The organism is Kribbella sp. NPDC055071 (genome assembly GCF_053608045.1).
The window spans coordinates 84,401-110,971 of sequence record NZ_JBSGUS010000008.1 but is presented as its reverse complement, the minus strand read 5'-3'; the positions used below and the strand labels follow the sequence as shown (position 1 = coordinate 110,971).

General features: G+C 67.9%; 26 protein-coding genes. 15 read left to right on the top strand and 11 right to left on the bottom strand.

All coding sequences use genetic code 11. The features are described 5' to 3' along the window. Window positions 1–9 precede the first annotated feature (9 nt). Genes ACWF4Z_RS15580 through ACWF4Z_RS15565 form a run of 4 tightly spaced genes read left to right on the top strand, consistent with a single transcriptional unit; the run spans window position 10 to window position 3,825 of the window. The gene (locus ACWF4Z_RS15580; protein WP_452243706.1) at window positions 10–1,032 is read left to right on the top strand and encodes an ABC transporter substrate-binding protein; all 1,023 of its coding nucleotides are present in this window, start codon (window positions 10–12) and stop codon (window positions 1,030–1,032) included. Next, window positions 1,029–2,018 carry a FecCD family ABC transporter permease gene (locus ACWF4Z_RS15575; RefSeq protein WP_452243705.1) on the top strand — a complete coding sequence of 330 codons (990 nt, stop codon included), beginning with the start codon at window positions 1,029–1,031 and terminating at the stop codon, window positions 2,016–2,018. Before ACWF4Z_RS15580 ends, ACWF4Z_RS15575 begins: the two co-directional genes overlap by 4 nt. Next, window positions 2,015–3,037, top strand: coding sequence for a FecCD family ABC transporter permease (locus ACWF4Z_RS15570; RefSeq protein ID WP_452243704.1), 1,023 nt, complete (start codon window positions 2,015–2,017; stop codon window positions 3,035–3,037). Before ACWF4Z_RS15575 ends, ACWF4Z_RS15570 begins: the two co-directional genes overlap by 4 nt. Window positions 3,038–3,039: 2 nt before the next feature. Beyond that, window positions 3,040–3,825 carry an ABC transporter ATP-binding protein gene (locus ACWF4Z_RS15565; protein WP_452243703.1) on the top strand — a complete coding sequence of 262 codons (786 nt, stop codon included), beginning with the start codon at window positions 3,040–3,042 and terminating at the stop codon, window positions 3,823–3,825. A 206-nt stretch (window positions 3,826–4,031) separates the two neighbouring features. Here ACWF4Z_RS15565 and pdxR read toward each other — a convergent pair whose 3' ends face one another. Further along, window positions 4,032–5,597, bottom strand: coding sequence for a MocR-like pyridoxine biosynthesis transcription factor PdxR (pdxR, locus tag ACWF4Z_RS15560; protein ID WP_452243702.1), 1,566 nt, complete (start codon window positions 5,595–5,597; stop codon window positions 4,032–4,034). A 73-nt stretch (window positions 5,598–5,670) separates the two neighbouring features. Between pdxR and ACWF4Z_RS15555 the strand changes: the two genes are divergently transcribed. The 3 genes from ACWF4Z_RS15555 to ACWF4Z_RS15545 are packed head-to-tail and all read left to right on the top strand — an operon-like array spanning window position 5,671 to window position 8,136. Then, window positions 5,671–6,474 (top strand): methyltransferase, encoded by an 804-nt coding sequence (locus ACWF4Z_RS15555; protein WP_452243701.1) that lies wholly within the window; start codon window positions 5,671–5,673, stop codon window positions 6,472–6,474. Continuing rightward, on the top strand, window positions 6,471–6,614 hold the full coding sequence (locus ACWF4Z_RS15550; protein ID WP_452243700.1) for a hypothetical protein: 144 nt from the start codon (window positions 6,471–6,473) through the stop codon (window positions 6,612–6,614). The genes ACWF4Z_RS15555 and ACWF4Z_RS15550 overlap by 4 nt, the downstream gene beginning before the upstream one ends. A gap of 31 nt (window positions 6,615–6,645) precedes the next feature. Next, window positions 6,646–8,136 (top strand): CYTH and CHAD domain-containing protein, encoded by a 1,491-nt coding sequence (locus ACWF4Z_RS15545; RefSeq protein WP_452243699.1) that lies wholly within the window; start codon window positions 6,646–6,648, stop codon window positions 8,134–8,136. A gap of 109 nt (window positions 8,137–8,245) precedes the next feature. Here the strand turns inward: ACWF4Z_RS15545 and ACWF4Z_RS15540 are convergent, their stop codons facing one another. From ACWF4Z_RS15540 to ACWF4Z_RS15500, 9 genes are all read right to left on the bottom strand, one after another. Further along, window positions 8,246–9,877 (bottom strand): solute symporter family protein, encoded by a 1,632-nt coding sequence (locus ACWF4Z_RS15540; protein WP_452243870.1) that lies wholly within the window; start codon window positions 9,875–9,877, stop codon window positions 8,246–8,248. 11 nt (window positions 9,878–9,888) lie between these two features. After that, window positions 9,889–10,224: a DUF485 domain-containing protein gene (locus tag ACWF4Z_RS15535; RefSeq protein ID WP_452243698.1), complete on the bottom strand. Its 336-nt coding sequence runs from the start codon at window positions 10,222–10,224 to the stop codon at window positions 9,889–9,891. A 178-nt stretch (window positions 10,225–10,402) separates the two neighbouring features. Next, window positions 10,403–11,941 carry a sodium/solute symporter gene (locus ACWF4Z_RS15530; protein WP_452243697.1) on the bottom strand — a complete coding sequence of 513 codons (1,539 nt, stop codon included), beginning with the start codon at window positions 11,939–11,941 and terminating at the stop codon, window positions 10,403–10,405. Then, entirely contained in the window at window positions 11,941–12,321 is a 381-nt protein-coding gene (locus ACWF4Z_RS15525; protein WP_452243696.1) for a hypothetical protein, read from the bottom strand. Before ACWF4Z_RS15525 ends, ACWF4Z_RS15530 begins: the two co-directional genes overlap by 1 nt. A 10-nt stretch (window positions 12,322–12,331) precedes the next feature. After that, window positions 12,332–13,078: a LytR/AlgR family response regulator transcription factor gene (locus tag ACWF4Z_RS15520; RefSeq protein WP_452243695.1), complete on the bottom strand. Its 747-nt coding sequence runs from the start codon at window positions 13,076–13,078 to the stop codon at window positions 12,332–12,334. Between the two features lie 9 nt (window positions 13,079–13,087). Then, window positions 13,088–14,212 carry a histidine kinase gene (locus ACWF4Z_RS15515; RefSeq protein ID WP_452243694.1) on the bottom strand — a complete coding sequence of 375 codons (1,125 nt, stop codon included), beginning with the start codon at window positions 14,210–14,212 and terminating at the stop codon, window positions 13,088–13,090. A gap of 17 nt (window positions 14,213–14,229) precedes the next feature. After that, window positions 14,230–14,967, bottom strand: coding sequence for a metallophosphoesterase family protein (locus ACWF4Z_RS15510; protein ID WP_452243693.1), 738 nt, complete (start codon window positions 14,965–14,967; stop codon window positions 14,230–14,232). Between the two features lie 58 nt (window positions 14,968–15,025). Next, window positions 15,026–15,412, bottom strand: coding sequence for a hypothetical protein (locus ACWF4Z_RS15505; protein ID WP_452243692.1), 387 nt, complete (start codon window positions 15,410–15,412; stop codon window positions 15,026–15,028). Between the two features lie 52 nt (window positions 15,413–15,464). Further along, entirely contained in the window at window positions 15,465–16,652 is a 1,188-nt protein-coding gene (locus ACWF4Z_RS15500; RefSeq protein ID WP_452243691.1) for a hypothetical protein, read from the bottom strand. A 146-nt stretch (window positions 16,653–16,798) separates the two neighbouring features. Between ACWF4Z_RS15500 and ACWF4Z_RS15495 the strand changes: the two genes are divergently transcribed. From ACWF4Z_RS15495 to ACWF4Z_RS15475, 5 genes are all read left to right on the top strand, one after another. Then, window positions 16,799–18,223: a serine/threonine-protein kinase gene (locus ACWF4Z_RS15495; protein ID WP_452243690.1), complete on the top strand. Its 1,425-nt coding sequence runs from the start codon at window positions 16,799–16,801 to the stop codon at window positions 18,221–18,223. 78 nt (window positions 18,224–18,301) lie between these two features. Continuing rightward, entirely contained in the window at window positions 18,302–19,636 is a 1,335-nt protein-coding gene (locus ACWF4Z_RS15490; RefSeq protein WP_452243689.1) for a M20/M25/M40 family metallo-hydrolase, read from the top strand. Window positions 19,637–19,711: 75 nt separating this feature from the next. Continuing rightward, window positions 19,712–20,836, top strand: coding sequence for an NAD(P) transhydrogenase subunit alpha (locus ACWF4Z_RS15485; RefSeq protein WP_452243688.1), 1,125 nt, complete (start codon window positions 19,712–19,714; stop codon window positions 20,834–20,836). Continuing rightward, on the top strand, window positions 20,833–21,138 hold the full coding sequence (locus ACWF4Z_RS15480; protein ID WP_452243687.1) for an NAD(P) transhydrogenase subunit alpha: 306 nt from the start codon (window positions 20,833–20,835) through the stop codon (window positions 21,136–21,138). Before ACWF4Z_RS15485 ends, ACWF4Z_RS15480 begins: the two co-directional genes overlap by 4 nt. Next, window positions 21,135–22,505 (top strand): NAD(P)(+) transhydrogenase (Re/Si-specific) subunit beta, encoded by a 1,371-nt coding sequence (locus ACWF4Z_RS15475; protein WP_452243686.1) that lies wholly within the window; start codon window positions 21,135–21,137, stop codon window positions 22,503–22,505. The genes ACWF4Z_RS15480 and ACWF4Z_RS15475 overlap by 4 nt, the downstream gene beginning before the upstream one ends. A gap of 4 nt (window positions 22,506–22,509) precedes the next feature. Here ACWF4Z_RS15475 and ACWF4Z_RS15470 read toward each other — a convergent pair whose 3' ends face one another. Beyond that, a complete protein-coding gene (locus tag ACWF4Z_RS15470) occupies window positions 22,510–23,493 on the bottom strand; it encodes a helix-turn-helix transcriptional regulator (RefSeq protein ID WP_452243685.1) in 984 nt (327 codons plus the stop codon). Between the two features lie 85 nt (window positions 23,494–23,578). Between ACWF4Z_RS15470 and ACWF4Z_RS15465 the strand changes: the two genes are divergently transcribed. From ACWF4Z_RS15465 to purM, 3 genes are read left to right on the top strand one after another with little or no spacing between them, the layout of a single operon-like run. Continuing rightward, the gene (locus ACWF4Z_RS15465; protein ID WP_452243684.1) at window positions 23,579–23,725 is read left to right on the top strand and encodes a hypothetical protein; all 147 of its coding nucleotides are present in this window, start codon (window positions 23,579–23,581) and stop codon (window positions 23,723–23,725) included. Window positions 23,726–23,769: 44 nt separating this feature from the next. Further along, on the top strand, window positions 23,770–25,332 hold the full coding sequence (gene purF, locus ACWF4Z_RS15460; RefSeq protein WP_452243683.1) for an amidophosphoribosyltransferase: 1,563 nt from the start codon (window positions 23,770–23,772) through the stop codon (window positions 25,330–25,332). A 22-nt stretch (window positions 25,333–25,354) separates the two neighbouring features. After that, the gene (purM, locus tag ACWF4Z_RS15455) at window positions 25,355–26,428 is read left to right on the top strand and encodes a phosphoribosylformylglycinamidine cyclo-ligase (protein WP_452243682.1); all 1,074 of its coding nucleotides are present in this window, start codon (window positions 25,355–25,357) and stop codon (window positions 26,426–26,428) included. Window positions 26,429–26,571: the final 143 nt, after the last annotated feature.

The window sequence follows — 26,571 nt, the reverse complement described above, 5'->3', positions numbered from 1 at the left end:
CGGTCCGTCATGGCCGTTGTGCGCGTTGTCGCTGTTGTCCTGTCCCTGTCCTTGCTGTCGGCCTGTGGTCCGGCCGCGACCGCGGAGAACGGTCCCGGCGCGATCACCGTGAAGAACTGCGGGATCGACGTCACCGTCGACGGTCCACCGAAGCGGGTGTTCGCGGCGTACCAGCCAGCCATCGAGCTGGCGCATGCGCTCGGGATCTCGGATCGGCTCGTGGGGACGGCGTACCTGGATGCCAAGGTCCTGCCGGAGTACACGGCGGCCCAGGCCGAGGCGAAGTACTACAAGAACCTGCCGAGCCGCGAGCAGTTGCTCAGCCTGGATCCGGACTTCGTGTTGTCCGGGTTCAACGACGTCTTCAGTTCCGCCGGCAGCGATTCGAGCTTCGGCAGTCGCAAGAGCCTGAGCGAGCTCGGGGTGCGGACGTGGATCTTCAGTCCGCTCTGCCCGACCGCGGATGGCAAGGGCGACGAGGCGATCGACCCCGCGACGGTCTCGATGGACAACGTGTACGCCGATCTGCGTGATCTCGGCCGGATCTTCGACGTCGAGGACAAGGCGGAAGCCGTGATCGCCGACCAGCAGCGGCGGATCGCTGCCGTGGCGGAGAAGGTGAAGGGTGCCGATCGGCCGACGGTCGCGATTCTGCGGCCCGGGCTGGAGGGCGGCGGGATGACAGTGTCCGGTGGTCCCGACTTCGGTACCGTCCTGATCCGGCAGGCGGGTGGGACGAACGCGTTCGCCGACCTCACGTCCAAGCGGAACGTGAAGATCAGCGTCGAGGAGTTCATCAAGCGCGACCCCGACTACGTGCTGATCAGCGGTTGCTGTGATGCCGGGCTCACGCCGGCCTCGTCGCAGGCGGATGTGGACAAGCTGCTGGCGAACCCGGCGTACGCGAACCTGAAGGCGGTCCGCAATCATCGCGTGATTCCGTGGCTGTTCGCCAATCACTCGGCCGGCGTTCGCGGCGCCTACAGCACCGAGAACATCGCGCAGCTCATCCACCCCGACCTGGTCAAGTGAAACGTGCGGCCGGGCTGCTGGTCTGCTGTGTCGTGCTGGGACTTGCGGTGCTCTTGTCGCTGATTGTCGGCAATCAGTTGTTCGCGCCGCACGACGTGTACCTGGCGATGGCGGACTTCAGCGGCAGTGATTCCGATCGGGTGATCAGGTACCTACGGCTGCCGCGGACCCTGTCCGGCCTGCTGGTCGGCGTTGCCCTCGGGCTGTCGGGTGGGCTGATGCAGGGCGTGACCCGGAACCCGCTGGCCGACCCGGGGATCCTCGGCGTGAACGCGGGCGCTGCGCTGGCCGTGGTGGCCGCGATCGGGCTGTTCGGGGTGACCAGCCTGACCGGGTACGTCTGGTTCGCGATGGGCGGGGCGTTGGTGGCGACAGTGGTCGTCTACCTCGTCGGCGCGATCGGTCGGGGTGGGGCGACACCGGTCAAGCTTGCGTTGGCCGGCGCCGCGATCTCGGCGTTGCTCGGGTCGGTGACGTCTGCGGTCACCCTGCTCGATCTGTCGACGTTGAACGAGTTCCGGTTCTGGGTGGTCGGGTCGCTGACGTTGGCCGATCAGGGAATCGTCGGCCAGGCGGTTCCGTTCATTGCCGTGGGCACCGTTCTGGCGCTCGTGCTCGGGCGCTCGCTCAACCAGCTTGCGCTGGGCGACGAGCTGGCGCGGACGCTCGGAACGCGGATCATGCTCGTGCGGGTGCTCGCCGGCCTTGCCGTCGTCGTTCTGGCCGGTACGGCGACCGCTGTCGCCGGACCGATCGCATTTCTCGGCCTCGCCGTACCGCATGTCGCCCGGACGATCGTCGGCACGGACTACCGCTGGATCCTGCCGTGGTCGATGGTGCTGGCGCCCGCCGTACTGCTGCTCGCCGACGTCCTCGGACGGTTGGTCGTCCGGCCCGCCGAGCTGCAGGTCGGGATCGTCACCGCATTGATCGGAGCGCCGCTCTTCATCGCGTTGGTGCGCCGCCGAAGGACCGCCGACCTGTGAAGACGATCAGAGTCGGACCCATCTCCACGCGGGTGGATTCCGGCAGCGTCGTGATCTCCGTGGTCGCGTGGCTGCTGACCTTGATCATCGGCGCGGTGTCGTTGACTCTCGGCGACTACAAGATCCCGCTCTCCTCCGTCCTGGAAACCCTGGCCGGGCAGGGTTCGTTGATCACGCACGACGTGGTCGTGAACAACCGCTTGCCACGGGTCCTGGTCGCGATCGGCGTCGGTACGGCGTTCGCGATTTCGGGCGCGATCTTCCAGCGGCTGGCCCGCAACCCCCTGGTCAGCCCGGACCTGATCGGAGTCAACGCGGGCGCGGCGTTGGCCGCCGTGCTGATGATCACGGTCCTCGGCAGCGGGTGGATCCCGGCCGGCGCGTTGACCGGGTCGTTGCTGTCGGCAATCGCTGTGTATCTGCTTGCCTATCGCAACGGGATCTCCGGGTACCGGCTGGTCCTGGTCGGAGTCGGTGTGACCGCGATCATCGGATCGTTGACGGCGTACCTGCTGACACTGGCGGACATCTACACCGCGAAGAGTGCGTCGATGTGGCTGGCCGGGAGCTTGGCCGGTCGATCATGGGCGCAGGTCGTCCTGATCGGCGCGACGCTGGTCGTGGCGCTGCCGATGGCCTTGGCTGCCGCACGCCAGCTTCGGCTGCTCGAGCTCGGGGACGACTTGGCGCGGACGCTCGCGGGTCGGGTCGAGGTCTCGCGTGGGGTATTGATCGCGGTCGGGGTGGTGCTTGCCGCGTTCGCCACTGCTGCGGCGGGGCCGATCGGCTTCGTCGCGTTGGTGGCACCGCAACTCGCGCGTCGGCTGGTTGCCGAGCGGGTGGCAGGACTACTCGCGGCCGGGGCGATCGGAGCGTTGCTGGTGGTTGGTTCGGACCTGGTCGCGCGCGAGATCTTCGCGCCGACCGCACTGCCCGTCGGCGTCGTCACCGCGTTCCTCGGTGCGCCGTACCTGCTGATCCTGATGGCCCGCGCCAACCGCGTCGGCCGAGGAGGCTGATGATGACCGTCCTACGCACCGATGACCTGACCCTCGCGTACGACGGGACTCCCGTCGTACGGCGATTGTCGACGACCATCCCGGCGGAGCGGATCACGGTGATCGTCGGCGCGAACGCGTCCGGCAAGTCGACGTTGTTGCGCGGGCTGGCTCGGCTGCTCACGCCTCGCGGTGGGACCGTTTATCTGGACGATGTGGATCTGGCGAAGCTGAGTGGATCGCGGCTGGCGCGGAAGCTGGGGATGCTGCCGCAGCAGCCGATTGCGCCGGACGGGATCACGGTGTCCGATCTCGTGGGGCGTGGACGGCATCCGCATCAGAAGTGGTTCCGGCAATGGTCGGAGGAGGACGAGCGGGTGGTGACCGCGGCGCTCGCGTCGACTGGCGTTGCCGACTTGTCCGATCGGCCGCTGGACGAGCTGTCCGGTGGGCAGCGGCAGCGGGTGTGGATCGCGCTCGCGCTGGCTCAGGATGCGGAGACGATGCTGCTCGACGAGCCCACGACGTTCCTCGATCTCGCGCATCAGTTGGAGATCCTGGACCTCGTGCAGGATGTGAATCGTGAGCGTGGCAAGACGGTTGTGCTCGTACTGCATGATCTGAATCTGGCCGCTCGGTATGCCGACCACCTGATCGCGTTGAAGGACGGAGAGGTGGTCGCAGTGGGGTCGCCCGATGAGGTGATCACCGCAGAGGTGGTGTCAGAGGTGTTCGGGCTTGCTTGTGAGGTGATCCCGGACCCGTTGACCGGGACTCCGCTGGTGATCCCGCGTCCTCGTCGTACCTGACCAGTGCTTCGGCAAGAACGGTCACCGAGCTCGGCCTATTTCATGGGTAGACCCCTGAAATAGGGGGTTGCGGCCCCTGGATGCGGGTCAGGAACCCCTGATTTCATGGGCCCACCCACCACGTCGGTCCGGTCGGTGTCGAGTCGTGCGTATGGGTTCGGGCCGGGTTCGTCGAGTCGTGAATCCGGATGCGATGGTGCGGCGTGTCACCAACCCCGATCCACGACTCGATGCCCACACCCGGCGATGGTGGCGATGGCTTCGGTGATCTCGGTGGGGGTGCGGGCGGCGTAGCCCAGGACCAGACCGGGGGCGTACGGGAGCTGGCAATGCCAGGAGAGCGGGTGGGTCTTGACGCCCTTCTGGAGGGCGGCCGCGGAGAGTTCGACGTCGCTCGTGTTGTCGTCGAAGGTGATGGTGAGGTGGAGACCTGCGGCCGCGCCGTGGATGGTTGCTGTGGGCAAGTAGTTGTGGATGGCGTCGACCATGGCGTCGCGGCGGGTTCGGTGGCGGCGGCGGAGGAAGCGCAGTTGGCGTTCGAGTTCGCCTGACTCCATCAGGTGGGCGAGGGTGAGTTGGGGGAGGGCGGCGTTGCCGAGGTCGGCGAGGCGTTTGAGCGCGACGAACTCCTGCTGGTACGCCGGGGGCGGGAGCATCCAACCGATTCGGAGCGATGGGGCGAGGAGTTTCGAGACGCTGCCGGCGTAGATGACCTGGTCGGCGAGCATGGCATGGAGTGCTGGGACCGGCGGACGGTCGTAGCGGTGCTCGGCGTCGTAGTCGTCCTCAAGGATCAGGCCGCCTTCGGCTGCCCACTGGATCAGGTCTCGACGGCGTTCTCCTTCTAGTACTACGCCGGTTGGGAAATGGTGGGCTGGGGTGACCATGACGCAGGTGGCGCCGGATTCGCGGAGTCGGTCGACGCTGAGGCCGTTGGTGTCGACTGGGATCGGGATCGTGGTGAGGCCGAGGTTGTTCAGGTGCTGGCGGGCGCCGAGTGAGCCGGGGTCTTCGACGGCGATGTCGGTGGTGCCGCGGCGGATGAGTGCCTGCGCGACCAGGCTGATGGCCTGGGATACGCCGGAGACGATGATCAGGTCGTCGGGGTGGGCGGTGATGCCGCGGTTGCGGGCTAACCAGCTGGCTACTGCGCGTCGGACTGCGGGGGTGCCGGCTGGGTCGCCGTACCCGAACTCCGCGGACTCCAGGTCTTTCAGGACGGCTCGCTCGGCACGTAACCACGCTGCCCGCGGGAAGGCAGCCAGATCAGGCACCCCTGGTGTCAGGTCGATCCGAGCCGGCGCCACCCGCAAACTGTCAAACACATCCACCCCAGGACCCTCAACCACCGGCCCCACGCCTCGCCGCGCCCGAAGGCCAAGGCCTTCAGAAAAGACCGGTTGTGCTCCAGAGCCTGTTGCTGCTGGTGGGGTGGTGCCGGGGTGAGCTCTCGCCGCCTGGCTGGTGGTGCGGGGTGGGCGGGGTGTGCCCGTCTGGTCGGCGGGGTGGGTGGTGAGGGGGGCGGCTACGACTGTGGTTCCGGAGCGGCCGTTGGGTTGTAGGTGGCCGTCTTCGGTTAGGCGTTGGTAGGACTCGGTGATTACGCCTCGGGAGAGGTTTAGTTCGGCGGCCAGGACTCGGGTGGCGGGGAGGCGGCTGCCGATCGGGAGGCGGCCGTCGGAGATCGCGGCGCGGAGGCGGTCGGTGAGCCAGTCGGCGAGACCGCCGGGTGATGCCTCGGCGGGGTTCAGTTGGAGGAAGTCGGCACCCACCGGTCCATTGGACCTACCAGTTTGGCCTGGATTGGACCTGTCCATTGGACCATTGTGACGGCACTTTGGAGGTATGGGAACCGACTACGTGCACGGCTACACCCCGGCGGAGACCCGCCGGCTGACCGACCAGGCCCAGACGCTGGCCGACCTGCTCCACGAGGGCACGACCTACCCGGCCGGCAGCCGCGTCCTCGAGGCGGGATGCGGAGTCGGCGCCCAGACCGTGCAACTGGTCACTCGCAGCCCAGGCATCGACCTCGTCTCGATCGACGTCTCCGAGGAGTCACTCACCCAAGCGAAGGCCCGCGTCGCCGCAACCGCACCGAACGCGAGAGTCGACTGGCGGCACGCCGACCTCCACGACCTCTCCGACGACGAGCAGTTCGACCACATCTTCGTCTGCTTCGTGCTCGAACACCTGCCCGATCCGCACACCGCGCTCACCCGACTCCGCCACCACCTCAAACCCGGCGGCACGATCACGGTCATCGAGGGCGATCACCAGTCGGCGTTCTTCCACCCGCGCAGTACGGCCGCGCAGGCAGTCATCGACTGTCTTGTCACCCTCCAGGCCGAATCGGGTGGCGACGCGCTGATCGGCCGCCGCCTCCAACCACTCCTCGCGAACGCCGGGTACGACGACGTCCACGCCCACCCGTGCACCGTGTACGCCGACGAGACGCTCCCGCACCTGGTCGACGGCTTCACCCGCAAGACGTTCATCGCGATGGTCGAGTCGGTCCGCGAGCGCGCCCTCGCCGCCGGCCTCCGCACCCCGGCCGAGTGGGCCGCCGGCATCCGCGAGCTCGACAAGACCGCCGAGCCCGGCGGCACCTTTCATTACACCTTCTTCAAGGCGGTGGGACGCACATGATCACTTTGCTGGCCTTCGTCGTACTGATCTGCAAAGGCCTCGGCCACAACCAACGCCGCCAAATCCGGACCACCTCCTACAACGGAGTCCCCGACCGCGACCTCCAGCGACTCGTCTCCGACCTGCGAGCTATCAGCTGACTAGTTCATGAACGCCTGGTAAACAGTAGCCATGTCCCCGACAGAGCAGCTGGAGATCGAGACCAAGTACGACGTCGACGAGAGAACTATGCTCCCGGCGCTGCACGAGCTGCCCGGGGTGGCGAGTGTTGCGCAACCTGTCGAGTTGGATCTCGAAGCCGTGTACTACGACACGGCCGGGCTCGATCTGGCCGCGAACAAGGTGACTTTGCGCCGGCGGACGGGTGGCGAGGACGACGGCTGGCACGTCAAGTTCCCGGTGTCGTCGGGCGAACGGCTCGAGGTGCATCACCCGCTCGGCCGGGCGACGCGCACCGTTCCGATTGCGGTGGTCCGCACGGTCCGCGTCCATGTCCGCGATCACGACCTGGCGCCGGTGGTGAGGTTGAACACACGGCGCATCGTGCACAAGCTCCTCGACGCGAACGGCGATGTCCTTGCCGAGGTCGCCGACGACCACGTGACTGCGACGGTCGAGGGTGGCGAGCCGGAGAGCTGGCGCGAGTGGGAGGTCGAGCTCGTCGGTGGCGACGACGTTCTGCTGGACGACGCCGGCGACCTGCTGCGGATCGCGGGGGCGCGACCCGCCTCGGGTCCGAGCAAGCTGGCCCGGGCGCTCGGCGATCGGGTGCCGGACAGCGACGAGTGGGAGCTGCCGTCGAAGCCGCGGACCTCTGAGCTGTTCCGTGCGTACGCGAGTGCCCAGGTGCAGGCGATCCGCGAGCGCGATCCTGAGGTACGGCGTGATCTGCCCGACTCGATCCACAAGTTCCGGGTCGCGACGCGACGGCTGCGGTCCGCGCTGGCGACGTACCGGCCGGTCGTGGACCGCGAGGTCGGCGACCAGCTCCGCGACGAGCTGAAGTGGCTGGCCGGCGAGCTCGGAGTCGCGCGCGATGCCGAGGTGCAGCGCGAACACTTCGCCGAGCTGGTAGCGGCCGAGCCCGTCGAGCTCGTGATGGGTCGCGTCGCCGGCCGGATCGACGACCACCTGCGCAGTGTGTACAAGCAGGGCCGGACGGGTTCGCTGGCAGCGCTGGAGAGCGAGCGGTACTTCCGGCTGCTGGATGCACTCGACGAGCTGATCGCGAAGCCTCCGGTGGTCGGCGACGACGCCAAGGCGAAGAAGCAGATCCACGACCTGCTCGGGCACGACTGGAAGCGGATCCGGAAGGCAGTGCACCGGGCCAAGAAGGCGGAGACGGCCGAGGAGCAGGACCACGAGCTCCACGAGGTCCGGAAGTCCGCGAAGCGCCTGCGGTACGCGGCGGAGTCCGCCGTACCGGTGTTGGGTGCCGAGGCCACAGACCTCGCCAGCCATGCGGAAGAGGTGCAGGAGATCCTCGGCGAGCACCAGGACAGCGTGGTCGCCCGCGACCTGCTCCGCGGACTCGCTGTCCAGGTCCATCTCGACGGCGGGAACGCTTTCACCTTCGGCCGTTTGCACGCCGCCGAGGAGAACCGAGGCGCCGCGTCGGCCTGGGCGTTCTTCAAGCTCTGGCCCAAGCTCAAGCTCAGCTGACGTAAACGTCGAACGACGGACCCGCCGGGTGGTCGGGTCCGTCGCTCGGGTAGGGCTGCCAGGCAGGTTCGCGTGAAATCAGCAGGGCCTGCCTGACAGGTCTGGTGGGTTAGTGTTCGACCGCCTTCTCGGCGCCCGCGCCGGTGAGGGAGCGGACCTCCATCTCGGCGAACCGGTCGACGTCGACCGGCTCCTTGCTGGTGATCGTGCCGATGAAGCCGAGCAGGAACGCCAGTGGGATCGAGACGATGCCCGGGTTGTCCAGTGGGAACCAGTGGAAGTCGATGCCGGTGTCGGTGATCATCGACAGGCTCAGGTGGGTCTTGGCGTCCACCTTGCCGGAGACGACCGGGCTGAACGCGATCAGGATGATCGCCGAGCCCAGACCGCCGTAGATGCTCCAGAGTGCGCCGCGGGTGTTGAACCGCCGCCAGAACAGCGAGTACAGGATCGTCGGCAGGTTCGCACTGGCTGCCACCGCGAACGCGAGGGCGACCAGGAAGGCGACGTTCTGGCCGTTGGCGAAGATCCCGCCGACGATCGCGACCAGACCGATCACGACCGCGGTGTACCGGGCCACCTTGACCTCGCCGTCGCCGCTGATCTGGCCCTTCTTGATGATCTGACCGTAGATGTCGTGGGCGAACGACGTACTCGCGGTGATCGTCAGGCCGGCCACCACTGCCAGGATGGTGGCGAAGGCGACCGCGGAGATGATGCCGAGGAGCAGTTCACCGCCGAGGTCGAAGGCGAGCAGCGGGGCGGCCGAGTTCGCCTTGCCCGGCGCGGCCTTGATCCGGTCCGGGCCGACGATCGCGGCGGCGCCGTACCCGAGCACCAGGGTGAACAGGTAGAAGATGCCGATGATCCAGATCGCCCAGCTGACACTGCGCCGGGCTTCCTTGGAGTTCGGCACCGTGTAGAAGCGCATCAGCACGTGCGGCAGACCCGCGGTGCCGAGCACCAGCGCGAGCGCCAGCGAGATGAAGTCCAGCTTGCTGATCCCCGTTGCGCCGTACTGAAGACCCGGGCTGAGCAGCTTCTCGCCGGCCGCCGGGCTCTTGTCGACGGCCGCACCGAGCAGACCGGACAGATTGAAGTGGTACTTCCAGAGCACCCAGATCGTCATGATCCCGGCGCCGATCACGAGCAGGCCGGCTTTGATGATCTGCACCCAGGTCGTGCCCTTCATGCCACCGACCAGGACGTAGGTGATCATGATCGCGCCGACCACGGCGATCACGATGCTCTGACCGGTCTTGTGCGAGACACCGAGCAGCAGCGCGACCAGACCACCGGCGCCGGCCATCTGCGCGAGCAGGTAGAAGAAGCAGACGACGAGGGTCGAGATCGCCGCCGCCATCCGGACCGGACGCTGCTTCAGCCGGAACGACAAGACGTCGGCCATCGTGAACCGGCCGGTGTTCCGGAGCAGCTCGGCGACCAGCAGCAGGGCAACCAGCCAGGCCACCAGGAAGCCGATGGAGTAGAGGAAGCCGTCGTACCCGTTCAGTGCGATCGCCCCGGCGATGCCGAGGAACGACGCGGCCGACAGGTAGTCGCCCGCGATCGCGATGCCGTTCTGCGGGCCGGTGAAGGACCGGCCGCCGGCGTAGAAGTCGGCCGCGGACCGGTTGTTCCGCGAGGCCCGCAGGACGATCCCCAGCGTCGCGACCACGAACAGCGCGAAGATCAGGATGTTGACGGTCGGGTTGCCGATATCTGTTGCCATCGGCACCATCAATGGGGCGGTCACTGCTCGGCTCCCTCGATCTCGTGGCGCAGCTTCTCGGCTTCGGGGTCGAGCCGGCGGTCGGCCCAGCGGACGTAGATCATCGTGATGGCGAACGTCGACACGAACTGGCCGAGCCCGAACAGCAGGGCCACGGTGATGTTGCCGCCGACCTTGTGTGACATGAAGCCGTGCGCATAGTCGGCCAGTAAGACGTAGACGAAGTACCAGACCAGGAACAGCCCGGTCATCGGGAACACGAAGTTCCGGAACCTGCGGCGCAGCTCGGAGAAGTCCGGTGACAACTGGACATCCCGGTACGTCGAAAGATCCGGATCGCGCGCGGTATCACTCATCGCGTGACCTCCATACAGGAATCAAGCCGGGCGGAAGAGGCCGGGCATGTCCGTACTGTGGCCTCGGTCACTCTGTGCCGACAGCACCCACACGCATCGAGCGCTCAGCGGACCACACCAGTCGGCAGGTGGATCACTTCACTGCGCCGAGCGGTCGGAAGCGCACGACAAGCGGTTCCTATCGCTGCGGAAGACCTCGATCGACGTCGACCGCTTCGGGGGTGTGCAGGCGGACCATGCTGCGGGCCGTGCCGGCCGGAATCCGGTCCGGGGTGAGCTTCGAGACGATGATGACGGTGAGGAAGGCGAGTGGCATCGTCCATGCGGCCGGCTGACCGACGAGGGCTCGCGGCCAACCACCGGAAGGTGCGCCGACCACGTTCACCAGTGCCGCCGCGCTCGCCGCGATTCCGCCGACCACCAGGCCGGCCGTGGCCCCGGTCGTCGACATCCGTCGCCACCAGATTCCCAACACCAGCAGGGGACAGAAGGTCGACGCGGCCACCGCGAACGCGAGCCCGACGGTGTCCGCGAGGCTCACCGCGCCCGTGACCGCGAACGCCAAGTAGGACACGGTCATCGCAAGGAGCGCCGCGATCCGGAAGCTGTTGATGGCCACGTAATCGCCGCCGGTCCACCGACTCAGCCGGCTGCGCAACAGGTCCTGGTCGATCACCCCCGCGATCGCGACCGTCAGCCCGGACGACGTCGACAAGAACGCGGCGAACGCCCCGGCCGCGACCAGCGCACCGAGCAAATCCCCTGCTGTACCAGGAAGAACGCGCCCCGGCAGCTCGAGTACGACGGTGTCCGCGCCGCTGCTGACGAGATCGGGGGCGAACGTCCGGCCCAGGACGGCGTACACCGGTGGGAAGAGATAGAACAGACCAAGGAGCGCCAGTACGACGACCGTCGTACGTCGTGCTGCTCGTCCGTCCGGGTTCGTGTAGAAGCGAACCAGGACATGCGGCAGGCCCATCGTTCCGAAACAAAGGGCCATGAGCAACGAATAGGTCGCGTACAGCGGATGGTCCCGGCCGCCGGCCCTGGACAGCGGCTCGGCCCAGGCGGCCGCCGCGCCGTGCAGGGAGTCGAGGACGCCGACCGGATGGTGCCAGGCGATCAGGATCACGAAGACCGGTGTGGCCAAGGCGGTCAGCTTCAGCCAGTACTGGAAGGCCTGGACGAACGTGATCGACCGCATCCCGCCCGCGGCGACGTTGATCACCACGATGACCGCGACGATCAACGCACCGGCCTGTGGCGGCGCACCCGTGACAGTTTGGACGGCCAATCCGGCGCCGTGCAACTGGGGGAGCAGATACAGAGTGCCGATGCCGACGACCAGGCCGGAGCAGATCCGGCGGACCGCCGCGGACTCGAATCGGGTCTCGGCGAAGTCGGGCAGCGTGTACGCGCCGGATCGCCGTAGCGGCGCCGCGACCAGCACGAGCAGCATCAGATAGCCGACGGTGTAGCCGACCGAAAACCAGAGCATGTCGGCGCCGTTGACGAGCACCAGACCGGCGACACCGAGGAAGGATGCCGCCGACAAGTATTCGCCGCTGATCGCGGAGGCGTTCCAGCGTGGGGTGACCGCGCGACTGGCGACGTAGAAGTCGCTGGTGGTGCGGGAGATGCGCAGCCCGAACAGGCCGATCCCGATCGTTGCCACGATCACCAATCCGATGCCGGTCAGGCTCATCGCCGGTGACATCAGCGGCGTCCGACGAACTCGGTGAACTCGGTCTCGATCCGTTCCGCCTTGCGGACATACGTGCGCGCGGCAACATAGACCACGGGATAGACGGCGACGCCGAGGACGACCCAGGGCAACGGCAGGCCGGAGATCGAGAGTGTGCGGGTCGGCGGGACGAGCCAGAACAGCAGCGGGATGCTGCCCAGGACGACGATCACCCCGGCGATGACAGCGAGCGTGAGCCGCAGTTGGGACTGGATCAACGAGTGCATGTAGATCTCGCCGAGCCGGGTCTGCTCGTCGATCTCGCGCGTACCGGTCGGGGTGATCGGACGGCGGGCGGCTGTCGTCCGGGGGCTCGTGACCCGGACCCGTCGCGGGCCTTCCGGCGTACTCATCAACGCAGTCTCATCGCAGCGAGGTCGAGCGGACCAGGAGGTCGCGGAGTTCGCGGGTGTGACGCCGGCTGACCGGGAGCCAGTCGTCGCCGACCCGGACCGCGCAGCGGCCGCCGTCGACGCGCATCTCGTCCACATGCGCGAGTGCGACCAGCGTGCTGCGGTGGATCCGGGTAAAGCCGGAGTCGCGCCAGCGTTCCTCGAGCGTGCTGAGTGGGATGCGGACCAGGTGCGAGTTCTGTCCGGTGTGTAGACGGGCGTAGTCGCCTTGGGCTTCGACGTACCGGACTGTGGAGCGTTGGACGAACCTGGTGACCCCGGCCAGCTCGACCGCGATCACCTCGTCGTCGGTCTCGTCGGGCGTCTGCAATGCGGCCGGTGCTCCGGCGGTGACCACCCGACGGACTGCCTCGGCCAGTCGCTCGGCCCGGACCGGCTTCATCACGTAGTCGGTGGCCTCGAGGTTGAACGCCTCGACCGCGTGCTGGTCGTACGCCGTGACGAAGACGATCTGCGGCCGTGGCTGGCGAAACTTCGACAACACCTTGGCGAGGTCGATGCCGTCCAGGCCGGGCATCTTGATGTCGCAGAACACCACGTCCACATCGGCGCCCTGCAGGATCTTCAGTGCGTCCGGTCCGTTCGACGCGGTCCGGATCGGGCCGATCCGCCGGTCCTGGGTGAGCAGATAGACGAGCTCGGCCAGGGCAGGCTCCTCGTCGTCCGCAACCAGCGCGCGCAAAGGAGTGTCGGCCATGCCCTCACACTAAGGGGATGCGTGCACTCCTGAGGAGTATTTGGGCACTCGGAAGGTGACCTTCGTTCCTGCATCCACTGCGGTCTCCACGACCAGGCCGTATGCGTCGCCGTAGACCTGTCGTAGGCGGGCGTCCACGTTGCCGAGGCCGACCGAGTCGCTGCTGGGCTCGCCGGACAGGGCCGCGCGGATCACCTCGGGGTCGCTGCCGACGCCGTCGTCCTCGACACTGATCTCTGCCTCGCTGATCTGGTCCCGGGCGCGGATGGTGATCCGGCCGACGCCCGCCTCGAGGCCGTGCCGTACGGCGTTCTCCACCAGCGGCTGGACGACGAGGAACGGGATGACCACCGGCAGCACCTCAGGGGCGATCAGCAGCGACACCTTGAGCCGGTCGCCGAATCGCGCCTGCTCCAAGACCAGATAGCGCTCCACGTTGCGCAACTCGTCCGACAGCGTGGTGAACTCGCCGCCGCGCCGCAGTGCGTATCTGGAGAAGTCCGCGAACTCCAGCAGCAGTTCACGCGCACGCTCCGGGTCAGTCCGGACGAACGACGCGATCGCGGCCAGTGCGTTGTAGATGAAGTGCGGACTGATCTGGGCGCGCAGTGCTCGCAGCTCGGCCTCCATGGCCCGCGTGCGTTCCTTGTTGAGCTCGGCCAGCTCCACCTGGCCGGACACCCAGCGGGCGACCTCCTCGGTGGCCCGCACCAACGCGGCCGAGGAGCGGATGCTGTACGCGACCAGTACGGCGACCACTCGCTCCTCGGTGACGATGGGGGCGACCACCGCGGTCCGGATCGGGCATTGCGGATCGCCGCAGGCGACATCGTGCGCGCCGAGCACCGCCGTACGTCCGGAGCGGAGAGTTGGGGCCGCTATGGCTTTGGCGTCCCTGCGGTGGTTGCTTTCGTAGGGTCCGCCGACGCCGTCCCAGGCCAGTACGCCGGAGGGGTCGCAGATGGCGATGGCCGCCGTACCGAGGAGGTCTCTGAGGTGGCGGCTCGCTTTGCCGGCCGCTGCGGGCGTCAGACCCTCGCGCAGGTGGGGAGAGGCCAGCGAGGCGGTATGCAGGGTCGCATACGTCGCCTTGTCAGCCGGAGTCCCGAAATGCTTCCGCCGCCGCGCGAACACTCCTTGACGGTAGCCGCTCAGCCCGCAGCGCGCGGTCTGAACGCTGCCAGCGCCTCCGTGTCGGAGTAGTTGGTCAGCAGGTACGCCGCCACCCACTCCTCGCGTCCTGGGTACGTCGACTCACTCACGATCCGCTCCGCAGCCTTGACCCGATCCAGCTCCGTACGACGCAGTTGTACGCCGTCCGGTGTTAGCAGAGCCCAACTCGGTCCAGGAGCGCCGTACGGCATGCCGACGCTGCCGGCGTTGACCACGAGCCGTCGGTCGACCTGTCGGGCGAACGGCATGTGCGTATGCCCGCAGACCACCGTCCTGACCTCGTCGGGCAGGTCGGCGAACACCTGGGCCCACCGGTCGATCGGGCTATCCACCAGCACGACCTCTTCGTCGTTCCGCGGAGTGGCGTGGCAGAACAACACGTCCCCGATCGTCACCGTCGTCGGCAGTCCGGCCAGCAACTCCACCTGATCCGCCCGCAACTCCCCGGCAGCCCAAGGCGACACCGCATCCGGCGGCTCCAGCTCATACGTCCCCCGAGCCATCTCCACCAGCTCGCGATCCGCATTCCCCCGCACCCAAACCACCCGCTCACGCAACCCAGCAAGCAAATCCAACGTCTCCACCGGCAGCGGCCCAGCAGCGACATCCCCCGCCACCACGATGACGTCCGCACTCACCACATCAGCCTCCGCCAGAACCCCCTCCAAAGCCGGCAAAACCCCATGCACATCCGCCAACACCACAACCCGACCCATGCGCCTAGTCTCACCGCGGATGACCTCGGACATCGCCTTGTCTGCTGCCGGCAGACGCTCAGGTGTAGAAGCCCAGGGAGTCGCTGAGGTTCTTCGACGCGACCACGTTGTAGGCCGTCAGCGTCATGATGTAACGCTCGTCCTCAGGAATGCTGAGGTTCCCGGTGTACTCACACCCATTGCCCGCTGTGGTGTCGATCTCGGAGAAGACCGGACCAGTGCCGTCGGACGGACGGATGGTGACGACCACCTTGTAGAACGTGCCTGCGCCTCCGAGACAAGCTCCCAGGTTGTCGGTCGCGTCCGACCACATGCCGTGGTGGTACTTGTGCGTCGGTGTCGGCCCAACAGCCAGGTCCACGTTGTTCGCGAACGCCGGCAGCGCGGCGCCACACGTCAGCGCGAGAGTTCCCCCAGCGATTCCCACAATGGTTCGAGCTCGCACTCCACCCCTCCTCCGATCCGAACGTCCGCACATCCTCGCACAGCGAAGACAGTCAGCTGCCGATCAGGAGGTTGCCTTTGGCTAGTGGGGTGGCTCGTTCGCAGGTGCCGGTGGTGATGGTGCAGCGGATGATCGAGGCTGGGGTTTCTTCGCCGTCGTCGGCGAGGATCAGGAGGTGGTTGTCGTCTTCGGCGACCGTCTGGCGGAAGACTCCGCTCCACTCGTGCAGGAGGTTGCCTGTCGTCGCGTCGAGGGCTGCGGTGAGGCCGTCGCCGTACCCGTCCCGGTAGAAGGGGCCTGCGATTGCGGTGCTGCCGTCGCGGGTGAACTTGTCGACCATGTAGTCGCAGGTCTTCCACAGTCGCTTGCCGGTCGCGGCCTCGTTGACGTTGGTGCAACTCTTGTAGTCGGTCTGGTTGATCAACGACGCGGCAAGCGTGCCGTCGCTGCTCAGAGCGGTCGGCACTGGGACGCCCTTGATCGCGGTCGCCTTCGAGGCCCCGGGGATCCAGGAGTAGAAGGTCCCGCTGTTGCCCGCCTCGGTTGCTCTGGCGCTGAAGTAGACCTTGCCGCCGATGTAGCCGAGCGGGTACGCGTCGTAGACGCCCGGCATAGTCAGCTTCTGGACCGCCTTCTCTTCCGCGTAGATGATGGCGCCTGGCTGTTCCTGGCCGGTTGCCTCGGAGCGGTTGGTGGCGGTGTAGGCCGCGGCCATCCCGTCCTCGGTGGTGACCACCGCGGTGACGTCCGGCGTGCGCTTCAGGATCTTGCCGTCGGAGCCGAGCGTCAGCATCTCGGTCTGGTTGGTTCCCTTGGTCACGATCGCCAGCACTGACTGGCTGAGCCGGGCGACCGCCTGGATGTCGGCCTTGCCCGGGACGGTGACCTCCTGACCCGGCCCGCCCTTCACGGTCCGTCCGGAGACGTAGGTGACTTGCGGCGCACGACCATCGGCGAGCTTGGCCAGCTCGATCTTCGACTTGACCGGGCCGGCCTTGGACGGCGTCGCCGTCGGCACCGGCGTCCGCGCCGGCGGCGGGGTGGACTTCGGCGTCGCCGATGGGGTCGGTGTCGGCGGCGTGGGGGTCTGGCCCGGGGACGGGGTGCCGGCCAGTGGTGCGGCGTCCACCTGGGTGTTGTGGCTCGGCCCCTGGCGGTAGGCGAGGGCTCCGCCGGTGGCGATCGCGGCTACCGCGACGGCCGCCACCAGGGCGATCAGGCGCCCGTTCATCTTCCGCATCGGCGGACTCCTAACGTCTCCATCGGGGCCTTGGACGCCTGAAAACGTCCGAATGTTCGCCCCGAGCGATCCGATTGTCTGCTCCGAAACGTCGGATTGTCTGCTCCAGCGATCGAGTCGCAGGAAGGATCGAGCATAATTGCGCCATGGACGAACCACCGCGGATCGGCCGGTACTCCCTGGTCCGACGGGTGGGTGCCGGTGGTTTCGCGACGGTCTGGCTCGCCCGCGACGAGCAGCTCGACGCCGAGGTCGCGGTCAAGATCCTGTCCGACAACTGGATCGAGGACGACGACGTCCGGCGCCGGTTCCTGGCCGAGGGCCGGTTCCTGCGCCGCGTCGACTCCCTGTACGTCGTGGGCGTCCACGACGTCGGTGAGGCCGAGGACGGCCGTCCGTTCATGGTGCTCACGTACGCCGATGGCGGCACGCTGGCGGAGCGGATCAAGGCCGGCCCGCTGGAGTTCGCCGAGGCGGTCCGGATCATCACGCAAGTCGGCCGCGGGCTCAAGCACCTGCACACTCGTGGGGTCCTGCACCGGGACGTGAAGCCGGCCAACGTGCTGTTCCGCTCGGATCCGGCCGGTGACCGCGCGATGCTGTCGGACCTGGGGCTGGGCAAGGCCCTGGCCGAGGTCTCCCGGATCACGCTGCCCGGCGGCACCCCGGCGTACGTCGCTCCCGAGCAGGTCCGTGGTGAGCGGCTGGACCACCGTGCGGACCTCTACTCGCTCGGAGCGGTCGCGTACGCCGCCTTCACCGGACAAGCACCACATGGCGTCGCCAGCCTCGGTGCGGTGATGCAGATCGCTGATCCGCCGCCCTCGATGACCACTCTGCGCGAGGACGTACCGGATGCGATCGACGTCGTCGTACGACGTGCTCTCGAGCCGGACCGCGACAAGCGCTGGCCCGATCTGGACAGCTTCCTCAACGCGTTGAAAGAGGCGCACACCACGGGCAAGGTCCCGGATCGCCTGGTTCCGGCGGCCGAAATGCCCGCACCGGCGCCCGTCGCCGCTCCGATCGACCAAGCCACCGCGCTGTCCAGCGCCAACCAGCTCACCCTGGCAACAGGGCGAAAGCGCTCGATCCGAGGCCGGGTGATCGCCATCCTCCTCGCCATCGTGCTGGCGGCGGGCGGTGGGTACGGCGGTTACCGCTTCATCCTCAGCCGTCCGGTCAAGGTGGGGAACGGCCCGGTATCCGTGGAGGTCCCGCGCAACTGGTCGCAGAAGGCTGTGGACCAAGGCAAGTCCATGGTGGTCAGCACGAACACCGCAGCCTGGCAGACCAATCCGGCCGTCGAGGGTGTCTTCGTCGGCCTGGTCAAGGCGACCGACCTGCCCCGGACCGGCACCGCACCAGCAGGCTGCACTGCGGGGGCCGCAGTCGGAGGCGAGCGCGGCAACCAGGAGACCGTCAGCTTCAACTACGTCTGCGGGAGCAATCCGTCGATCCTCGAGGAGTACCGGCGGCTGGACAACGCGACCCTGCTCCGGATCCAGGTGCGCGGCGGCACCGGCGCCGAGAACGACAAGGTCGTGGACTCGGTCGCTTACACGCCATAACCGTCGCCGGGTCGGACCGCGATGGAGTCCGTGGTGCTCGACGTGGGGCCCCACCGGGTTACGCCGTACGGTAGGCGCATGACCGATCTGTCCGCGGCGATCGACCGCGTTCTGCCCAGCGTCCGCGCTGACCTCGAGGACCTCATCCGGATTCCCTCGGTCAGCTACGAGCCGGCCCGCGCGGCCGACGTCCAGCGCTCCGCCGAGGCGACCGCGGCGCTGTTCCAGGCCGAGGGTTTCGAGGTGAAGATCGTCCGGGTGAACGACGGTGCGCCGGCGGTCATCGCCAAGAAGGCAGCGCCGGCCGGGAAGCCCACGGTCCTGCTGTACGCGCATCACGACGTTCAGCCGACCGGTGCGGTCGACCAGTGGACGTCGGACCCGTTCGAGCCGACCGAGCGCGGCGACCGGCTCTACGGCCGGGGCGCGGCCGACGACAAGGCCGGGATCGCGGCGCACCTGGCCGCCGTACGGGCCTTTGGCAACGATCTGCCGGTCGGAGTGACGGTGTTCGTCGAGGGTGAGGAGGAGATCGGCTCGCCGACCCTGCTGCAACTGCTCGACGAATACTCCGAGGACCTCGCCGCCGACGCGATCGTGATCGCCGACTCCAGCAACTGGGAGATCGGCCGGCCGGCGCTGACCGTGTCGCTGCGCGGTCTCGTCGAGTCGTACGTCGAGGTCCGCACGCTCAACCATGCGGTCCACTCCGGATTGTTCGGCGGCCCGATCCCGGACGCACTGTCGACACTGTGCCGACTGCTCGCCACCCTGCACGACGACAAGGGTGATGTCGCGGTCGATGGGCTGCATGCGTCGCGGGCCGCGGATGTCGAGTATCCGGAGGACCGGCTGCGGGCCGAGTCGGGTGTGCTGGACTCCGTCCGGCTGACCGGTTCGGGTTCGCTGGTCGACCGGTTGTGGACCCGCCCGGCGATCGCCGTCGTCGGCATCGACGCGCCGTCCGTGGCCGAGGCCAGCAACACGCTCGTACCGGTCGCCCGAGCCAAGGTGAGCCTGCGGGTGGCGCCGGGTGACGACGCGACCAAGGCGAGCGCCGCATTGCAGGCCCACCTCGAGAACCACGCGCCCTGGGGCGCGCAGGTCACTGTCACCGAAGGCCAGACCGGCCAGCCGTGCACGGTGGATGCGCGCGGCGCCGGCTACGAAGCGGCCCGATCGGCCTTCAAAACCGCGTGGGGGGTCGAGCCGGTCGACATGGGGATGGGCGGCTCGATCCCGTTCATCGCCGAGTTCCAGCAGGCCTTCCCGAACGCGTCGGTCCTGGTCACGGGCGTCGAGGATCCCGACACCCGGGCCCACGGAATCGACGAGGGCCTGCACCTCGCCGAGTTCACCAAGGTCTGCCTGGCCGAGGCGTTGCTGCTGCAAAACTTGGCCGAAGGGGCCTGACGCGGTGACAGAACCAGCCCAACTCCCCGTGGCCGGGCTTTTCGGCGACCCAGTGTTTGGCATAGGTTTCGGCGAGTGAAGATCGCAGTCGTGCGAGAGACCAGACCGGCCGAGCGCCGGGTCGCGCTGGTGCCGGAACAAGTCGCGAAACTCGTCGAGCTCGGATACGAGGTGGCGGTCGAGCCGGCCGCGGGTGAGCGGGCGCTGTTCTCCGACGAGCAGTACCGCGATGCCGGGGCCGAGGTTGCCTGGGGCGCCGATCACGCGGCCACGATCGTGACCTCGGTGCAGCCGTTGGAGCGGGAGCGTCTGCAGCGCTTGCACGCCGGTACGGCGCTGATGTCCTTCCTGCCGACGAATCCGCCGGACGCGGTCCGGACGGCGACCCGGGCCAAGCTGACCGCCTTCGCGATGGAGCTGATCCCGCGCATCTCCCGGGCCCAGTCGATGGATGCCCTGTCCTCACAGGCGTTGGTCGCCGGCTATCGCGCCGCGATCGTCGCGGCCGAGCGGCTGCCCCGGTTCTTCCCACTGAACATGACTGCCGCCGGCACGGTCCCGCCGGCCCAGGTTCTCGTCCTCGGTGCCGGCGTGGCCGGGCTGCAGGCGATCGCGACCAGCAAGCGTTTGGGCGCCGTCGTCAAGGCGTACGACGTTCGTACGGCGGCAGCCGAGGAGATCGCGTCCATGGGCGCCGTGCCGATCGAGCTCGAGCTCGGCACCCTGGACGGCCCGGGCGGGTACGCGCGGGAGATGACACCGGAACGGGCGCAGCTCCAGCGTGAGCTGCTCACGCCGTACGTCGCCGCTGCGGACGCTTTGATCACGACAGCCGCCGTACCGGGTCGTTCCGCACCGACGCTCGTGTCACGGTCGATGGTCGAGCAGATGAAGCCGGGCTCGGTCGTCGTCGACCTCGCCTCCGAGCAGGGCGGCAACGTCGAGGGATCCGTGGCCGGCACCGAGCTGATCATCGGCAACGCGTTGGTCTGGGGCGGAGCGAACGTCGCGAGCCAGATGGCCGGACCGGCCAGCCGGCTCTACGGCCAGAACGTCACCAACCTGATCCGGCTGATGACCCGCAACGCCGCCTTCGACCCCGACTTCGACGACGAGATCGTCCGCGGCTGCTGCGTCACCCACGACGGCAGCGTCCTGCACGAACCAACCCGCGCCCTCCTAGAAGGACAGGCACCGTGACCGAGTCCATCGCTCTGCTGACGATCTTTGTACTGGCGGCGTTCGTCGGGGTCGAGGTGATCAGCAAGGTCTCCTCGACGCTGCACACCCCGCTGATGTCCGGGGCGAACGCGATCCACGGCGTCATCCTGGTCGGCGCGATCATCGTGACCGGGCGGGCCGACTCGGCGCTCGGCGTGATCGTCGGGCTGCTGGCCGTCGTTCTGGCGACGGTGAACATGGTCGGTGGGTTCGTGGTCACCGACCGGATGCTCGAGATGTTCAAAGGCCCGGGGGCGCGCAAGAAGGAGCTGCACAAGTGATTCCCACCTGGGCCCAGATCGGCTATCTGGTCGCCGCGGTCTGCTTCATCGTCGCGTTGAAGGCGCTCTCGTCGCCGCGCAGCGCCCGGACCGGCAACCTGCTCGGTGCCGCCGGTGCGGTGCTCGCGGTCCTGATCACGTTCGCGGCGTACAAGCCGGACCACCTCGCGCCGATCCTGATCGCGCTGATCGTCGGCACGATCGGTGGTGTGGTCGGGTCGCGGCGGGTGCAGATGACGCACATGCCGCAGCTCGTTGCCTTGTTCAACGGTGTCGGCGGTGGCGCGGCCGCGCTGGTCGCGCTGATGGAGCTCGGCGAGGTCTCGGCCGACGCGACCGTGGCAGCGATCGCGACCGCGTTCACGGTGCTGGTCGGGGCGATCAGCTTCTCCGGTTCGGTGGTGACGTTCGCCAAGCTGCAGGAGATGATGACGACCCGGCCGGTGACGTTCCCGGGTCTGCCGGTGTTGTTCGTGGCCTCGATCCTCGGCGGGTTCGCGCTCGCGGTGTGGCTCGTCTCGGATCCGCGCGTGTGGGTCGGCGTACTGCTCTGCCTGGTCGGTCTGGCGATCGGCGTGATGTTGGTGCTGCCGGTCGGTGGGGCCGACGTACCGATCGTGATCTCACTGCTGAACGCGTTCACGGGTCTGACGGTTGCCGCTGGTGGTTATGTGCTCGGCAACACGCTGCTGCTGGTGGCGGGCACCCTGGTCGGCGCGGCCGGTACGTTGCTGACCAAGCTGATGGCCGATGCGATGGGTCGATCGGTCTTCAACATCCTCTTCGGCGCGGTCCGCGGTGGGTCGACGCTGGGCGGCGGTGTGGCGTCCGAGCGGCCCGTCATCTCCGGCGGCGCCGAGGACGTGGCGATCCTGCTCGGGTACGCGAACCGGGTCATCATCGTGCCTGGGTATGGTCTCGCGGTCGCCCAGGCCCAGCACACCCTGCGCGACCTGGTCGAAGAGCTCCAGAGCCGTGGGGTCAAGGTCGACTATGCGATCCACCCGGTGGCAGGCCGCATGCCCGGTCACATGAACGTACTGCTCGCCGAGGCCCAGGTCCCGTACGACCAACTCCGCGAAATGGACGAGATCAACGGCGACTTCAAGTCGACGGACGTCGTTCTGGTGGTCGGTGCGAACGACGTCGTCAACCCGGCGGCACGCAACACGCCGTCGGCGCCGATCTACGGCATGCCGATCCTCAACGCCGACGAGGCGCAACGGGTCATCTTCCTCAAGCGCTCCATGCGCCCGGGCTTCGCCGGCATCGAGAACGAACTCCTCTACGACCCCAAGACCACCCTGCTGTTCGGCGACGCCCGAGACTCCCTCACCAAACTCCTGGCCGCACTGAAGACGATCTGAGCCGCTAGACCCAACCGCGTTTTGCCGCGGCGACGCCTAGCTCGAAGCGGCTGGCGGCGTCGAGGCGCTCGGACAGGTTCGCGGTGATCCGGCGGGCGGTGCGCAGCGAGATGCCCAGGAGACGGGCGACCTGCTCGTCCTTGGCGCCGCCGGCCAGCAGGCGGAGGACCTCGGCCTCGTGCGGAGTCAGCGGGGTGTCGTCGTCGCGGTCTTCTGGGTCGAAGAGCTCGGCGGCCCGGGACCAGTAGGCGTCGAAGAGGGCGAGCGCTACCGAGACGACCGCGGGGCTTCGGTGGATGACGGCGCCGGCGGTCGGATTCTCCGGGTCCATCGGCATGATCGCGATCTCACGATCGAAGATCAGCAGTCGCATCGGGAGGGTCGGCGTTGCCCGCACCTCACCGCCGAGGCGGTGGATGGCGGCCGCGTACTCGGTCGCGACCTTGGATTCCAGCATGTTCTGCAGGTAGACCGCCCGCATCTTGAGACCACGCTCGAGCAGAGGCAGGTCGGGAGAGCCCTCGACCGGACGAACCGTGTCGTCGATATGAGCCGGCACCAGCGCCCAGAACGTGTCGCGCGCCTTCAGCGCCAGCTCGTCGATCCGGCGGGACGCATTGCCGCGGCCCTTGATCACCTCGACGTCGCCACTGCTGCGTGCGGTCAGCAACTCGTTGTACTGCTCGGCGATCACCTCGGCGGTTGCTTCGGCCTCGCGCAGCTCGCCGAGCTGGGCATTCAGGTTCGCCCGGCGGCGCTCGGCCAGGCTCGCCAGCCCGACGCGGGGATGGACCGCGTGCTCGCTGTTCGGGTTCGCCCAGGTCGGGACGAGGAGCTCGAGCTTGCGGAGCCGGTCCATCATCTCGTGGACCTCGGGCTCAGATCGGCTGACTAGCGCGGCAATCTGCTCCGGCGTACTGTCTGGGTGGCTGAGGAGGGCGTGGTAAACCGCGAAGGTGGCTTCATCCACACCCAGCGGCTCGAGCACGATCCTTCTCCCCAGAACTTGTCGGAACCGACCATATACAGAGAGCGTCGACAAAGAGCACTCAATAGTCGGGTTGGGATTATTTATGAAGGGGCTAACTGTGATCAAGAAGGTGCTGTCCGTAGTCGCGGGGACTGTGTTCTTGCTCTCGCTCGGCGCTGCGTCGTCGACCGTTACCGCGGGCGTCGAGACGATCCCTCCGCACTGCCAGATGGCCGCGAGCTGCTGGTAGTCGCTCTGGTTCGGGCGCGGCTGAGCGTCACGTAGACTGCTGGCGTGGCTCGTGGCGATGGTCGGCTTACTCATGAACTTGACCCTCAGGATCTGGGGCCGCAGGACGCCTGTGGGGTGTTCGGTGTCTGGGCTCCTGGCGAAGAAGTTGCCAAACTCACCTATTTCGGTCTCTACGCGTTGCAGCACCGCGGCCAGGAGTCTGCCGGGATCGCGGTCAGCAACGGATCTCAGATCCTGGTCTACAAGGACATGGGTCTGGTCAGCCAGGCGTTCGACGAGGCGACGCTCGCCTCGTTGCGCGGGCACATCGCGATCGGCCACTGCCGGTACTCGACCACTGGCTCGAGCGTCTGGGCGAACGCGCAACCGACGTTCCGGTCCACCGCGACCGGCTCGATCGCGCTCGGCCACAACGGCAACCTGACCAACACCGGCGAGCTCGCCGCCAGCCTGAACGGCGAGGGTGAGCTGGACCTCGGCCTGGACGTCGAGGTCGAGCACGCGAAGGCGAACGCGAAGCACAGCGCCTCGTCCGACACCGACATCCTGACGTCGATGCTGGCCGGCTACCCCGATCTCACCATCGAGCAGGCCGCCGCGAAGGTGCTCCCCAAGGTCAAGGGTGCCTTCAGCCTGATCTTCATGGACGAGAACACGCTGTACGCGGCGCGCGACCCGCAAGGCATCCGCCCGTTGGTCCTCGGCCGGCTCGAGCGCGGCTGGGTGATCGCCAGCGAGACCGCGGCCCTCGACATCGTCGGCGCCAGCTTCATCCGCGAGGTCGAGCCCGGCGAGATCGTCGCCGTCGACGCCGACGGACTCCGCTCGACCAAGTTCGCCGAGCCCGATCCCAAGGGCTGCCTCTTCGAGTTCGTCTACCTGGCCCGCCCGGACACGCAGATCTCCGGCCGCCGGATCTACTCGACCCGCGTCGAGATCGGTCGCCGCCTGGCCAAGGAGCACCCGGCCGAGGCCGACCTCGTCATCGCGACGCCCGAGTCCGGCACGCCCGGCGCGATCGGGTACGCCGAAGCCTCCGGCATCCCGTACGGCTCCGGCCTGGTCAAGAACGCGTACGTCGGGCGCACCTTCATCCAGCCGAGTCAGACCATCCGCCAGCTCGGCATCCGCCTCAAGCTGAACCCGCTCCGCGAGGTGATCGAGGGCAAGCGGCTCGTCGTCGTCGACGACACGATCGTCCGCGGCAACACGCAGCGCGCGGTGATCCGGATGCTGCGGGAGGCCGGCGCGAAGGAGATCCACGTCCGGATCACCGCGCCGCCGGTCAAGTGGCCGTGCTTCTACGGCATCGACTTCGCCAGCCGCGCGGAGCTGATCGCGAACGGGCTGAACACCGAGGAGATCTGCCGCTCGCTCGGCGCCGACTCGCTCGGCTACATCAGCCTCGACGGCCTGATCGACGCGACGACGGTGCCGAAGGACAAGCTCTGCCGGGCCTGTTTCGACGGGATCTACCCGGTCGCCCTGCCCGACCCGGAGTTCCTCGGCAAGCACCTGCTCGAGGACCCCGTGACGACCGATGTCGACGGCCTGGCCACGGTCTCGGGTGGTGGCGGCGCGGCGGACGCGCTCAGCCGGCCGTAAGTATTTTTAGGGAGAGACTGACGTGACCGAAGGCGCCAGCTACGCCGCTGCCGGAGTCGACATCGAGGCCGGTGACCGGGCCGTCGAGCTGATGAAGGAATGGGTGGCCAAGGCGACTCGCCCGGAGGTCGTCGGTGGGCTCGGTGGGTTCGCGGGGCTGTTCGATGCGACCGCGCTGACGTCGTACCGGCGACCGTTGCTGGCGACCTCGACCGACGGGATCGGGACGAAGGTCGCGATCGCGCAGAAGCTCGACAAGCACGACACGATCGGGTTCGACCTGGTCGGGATGGTCGTCGACGACCTGGTCGTGTGTGGCGCCGAGCCGCTGTTCATGACCGACTACATCTGCACCGGCAAGGTGGTCCCGGAGACGATCGCGCAGATCGTGAAGGGCATCGCGGAGGCGTGCGTCGAGGCCGGTACGGCGCTCGTCGGCGGCGAGACCGCGGAACACCCCGGCCTGCTGAAGCCGGACGAGTACGACGTGGCCGGCGCGTCCACCGGTGTGGTCGAGGCCGACGAGTTGCTCGGCGCGGAGCGGGTGCGCGCGGGTGACGTGGTTGTGGCGATGGCGTCGTCGGGGCTTCACTCGAACGGGTACTCCCTGGTTCGGCACGTGTTCTTCGACCGGGCCAAGTGGACTCTGGGCCGTGAGGTTCCCGAGCTCGGTACCACGCTCGGTGAGGTGCTGCTGACGCCGACCCGCGTCTACGCCAAGCACTGCTTGGAGCTCATCCAGGAGCTGAACGACGAGGACGCTCGTCCGCTGCACGCGATGTCGCACATCACCGGCGGTGGCTTCGCGGCGAACCTGGCGCGGGTGATCCCGAGCGAGCTGTCGGTCCGGATCGACCGTTCGACGTGGACGCCGGCACCGATCTTCGGGCTCGTCGGTCTGCTCGGAGACGTCGCACTGCCCGAGCTGGAGAAGACGCTGAACATGGGCGCCGGCATGGTCGCCGTACTCGACCCGGCCGCGGCCGACGCCGCGATCGCAGCTCTGGCTGCACGCGACATCCCGGCGTGGGTCTGCGGCGAGGTCACCGCAACCCCCGGCGGCACCGTCACACTCGAAGGCGCCTACGCCAAGTAAGCCACGCCCCAAAGCAAACCGACCTCAGCAGGCCGGTGCAGCCGGCAGGACGGGTCGACTATGGTCCGGCGAGCCGGGCCGGACAGCCGGAGCCGACCCCGGTCCTCTCCACAGAGCTCGCCTGCCCAGCTAGGTGATCTGGG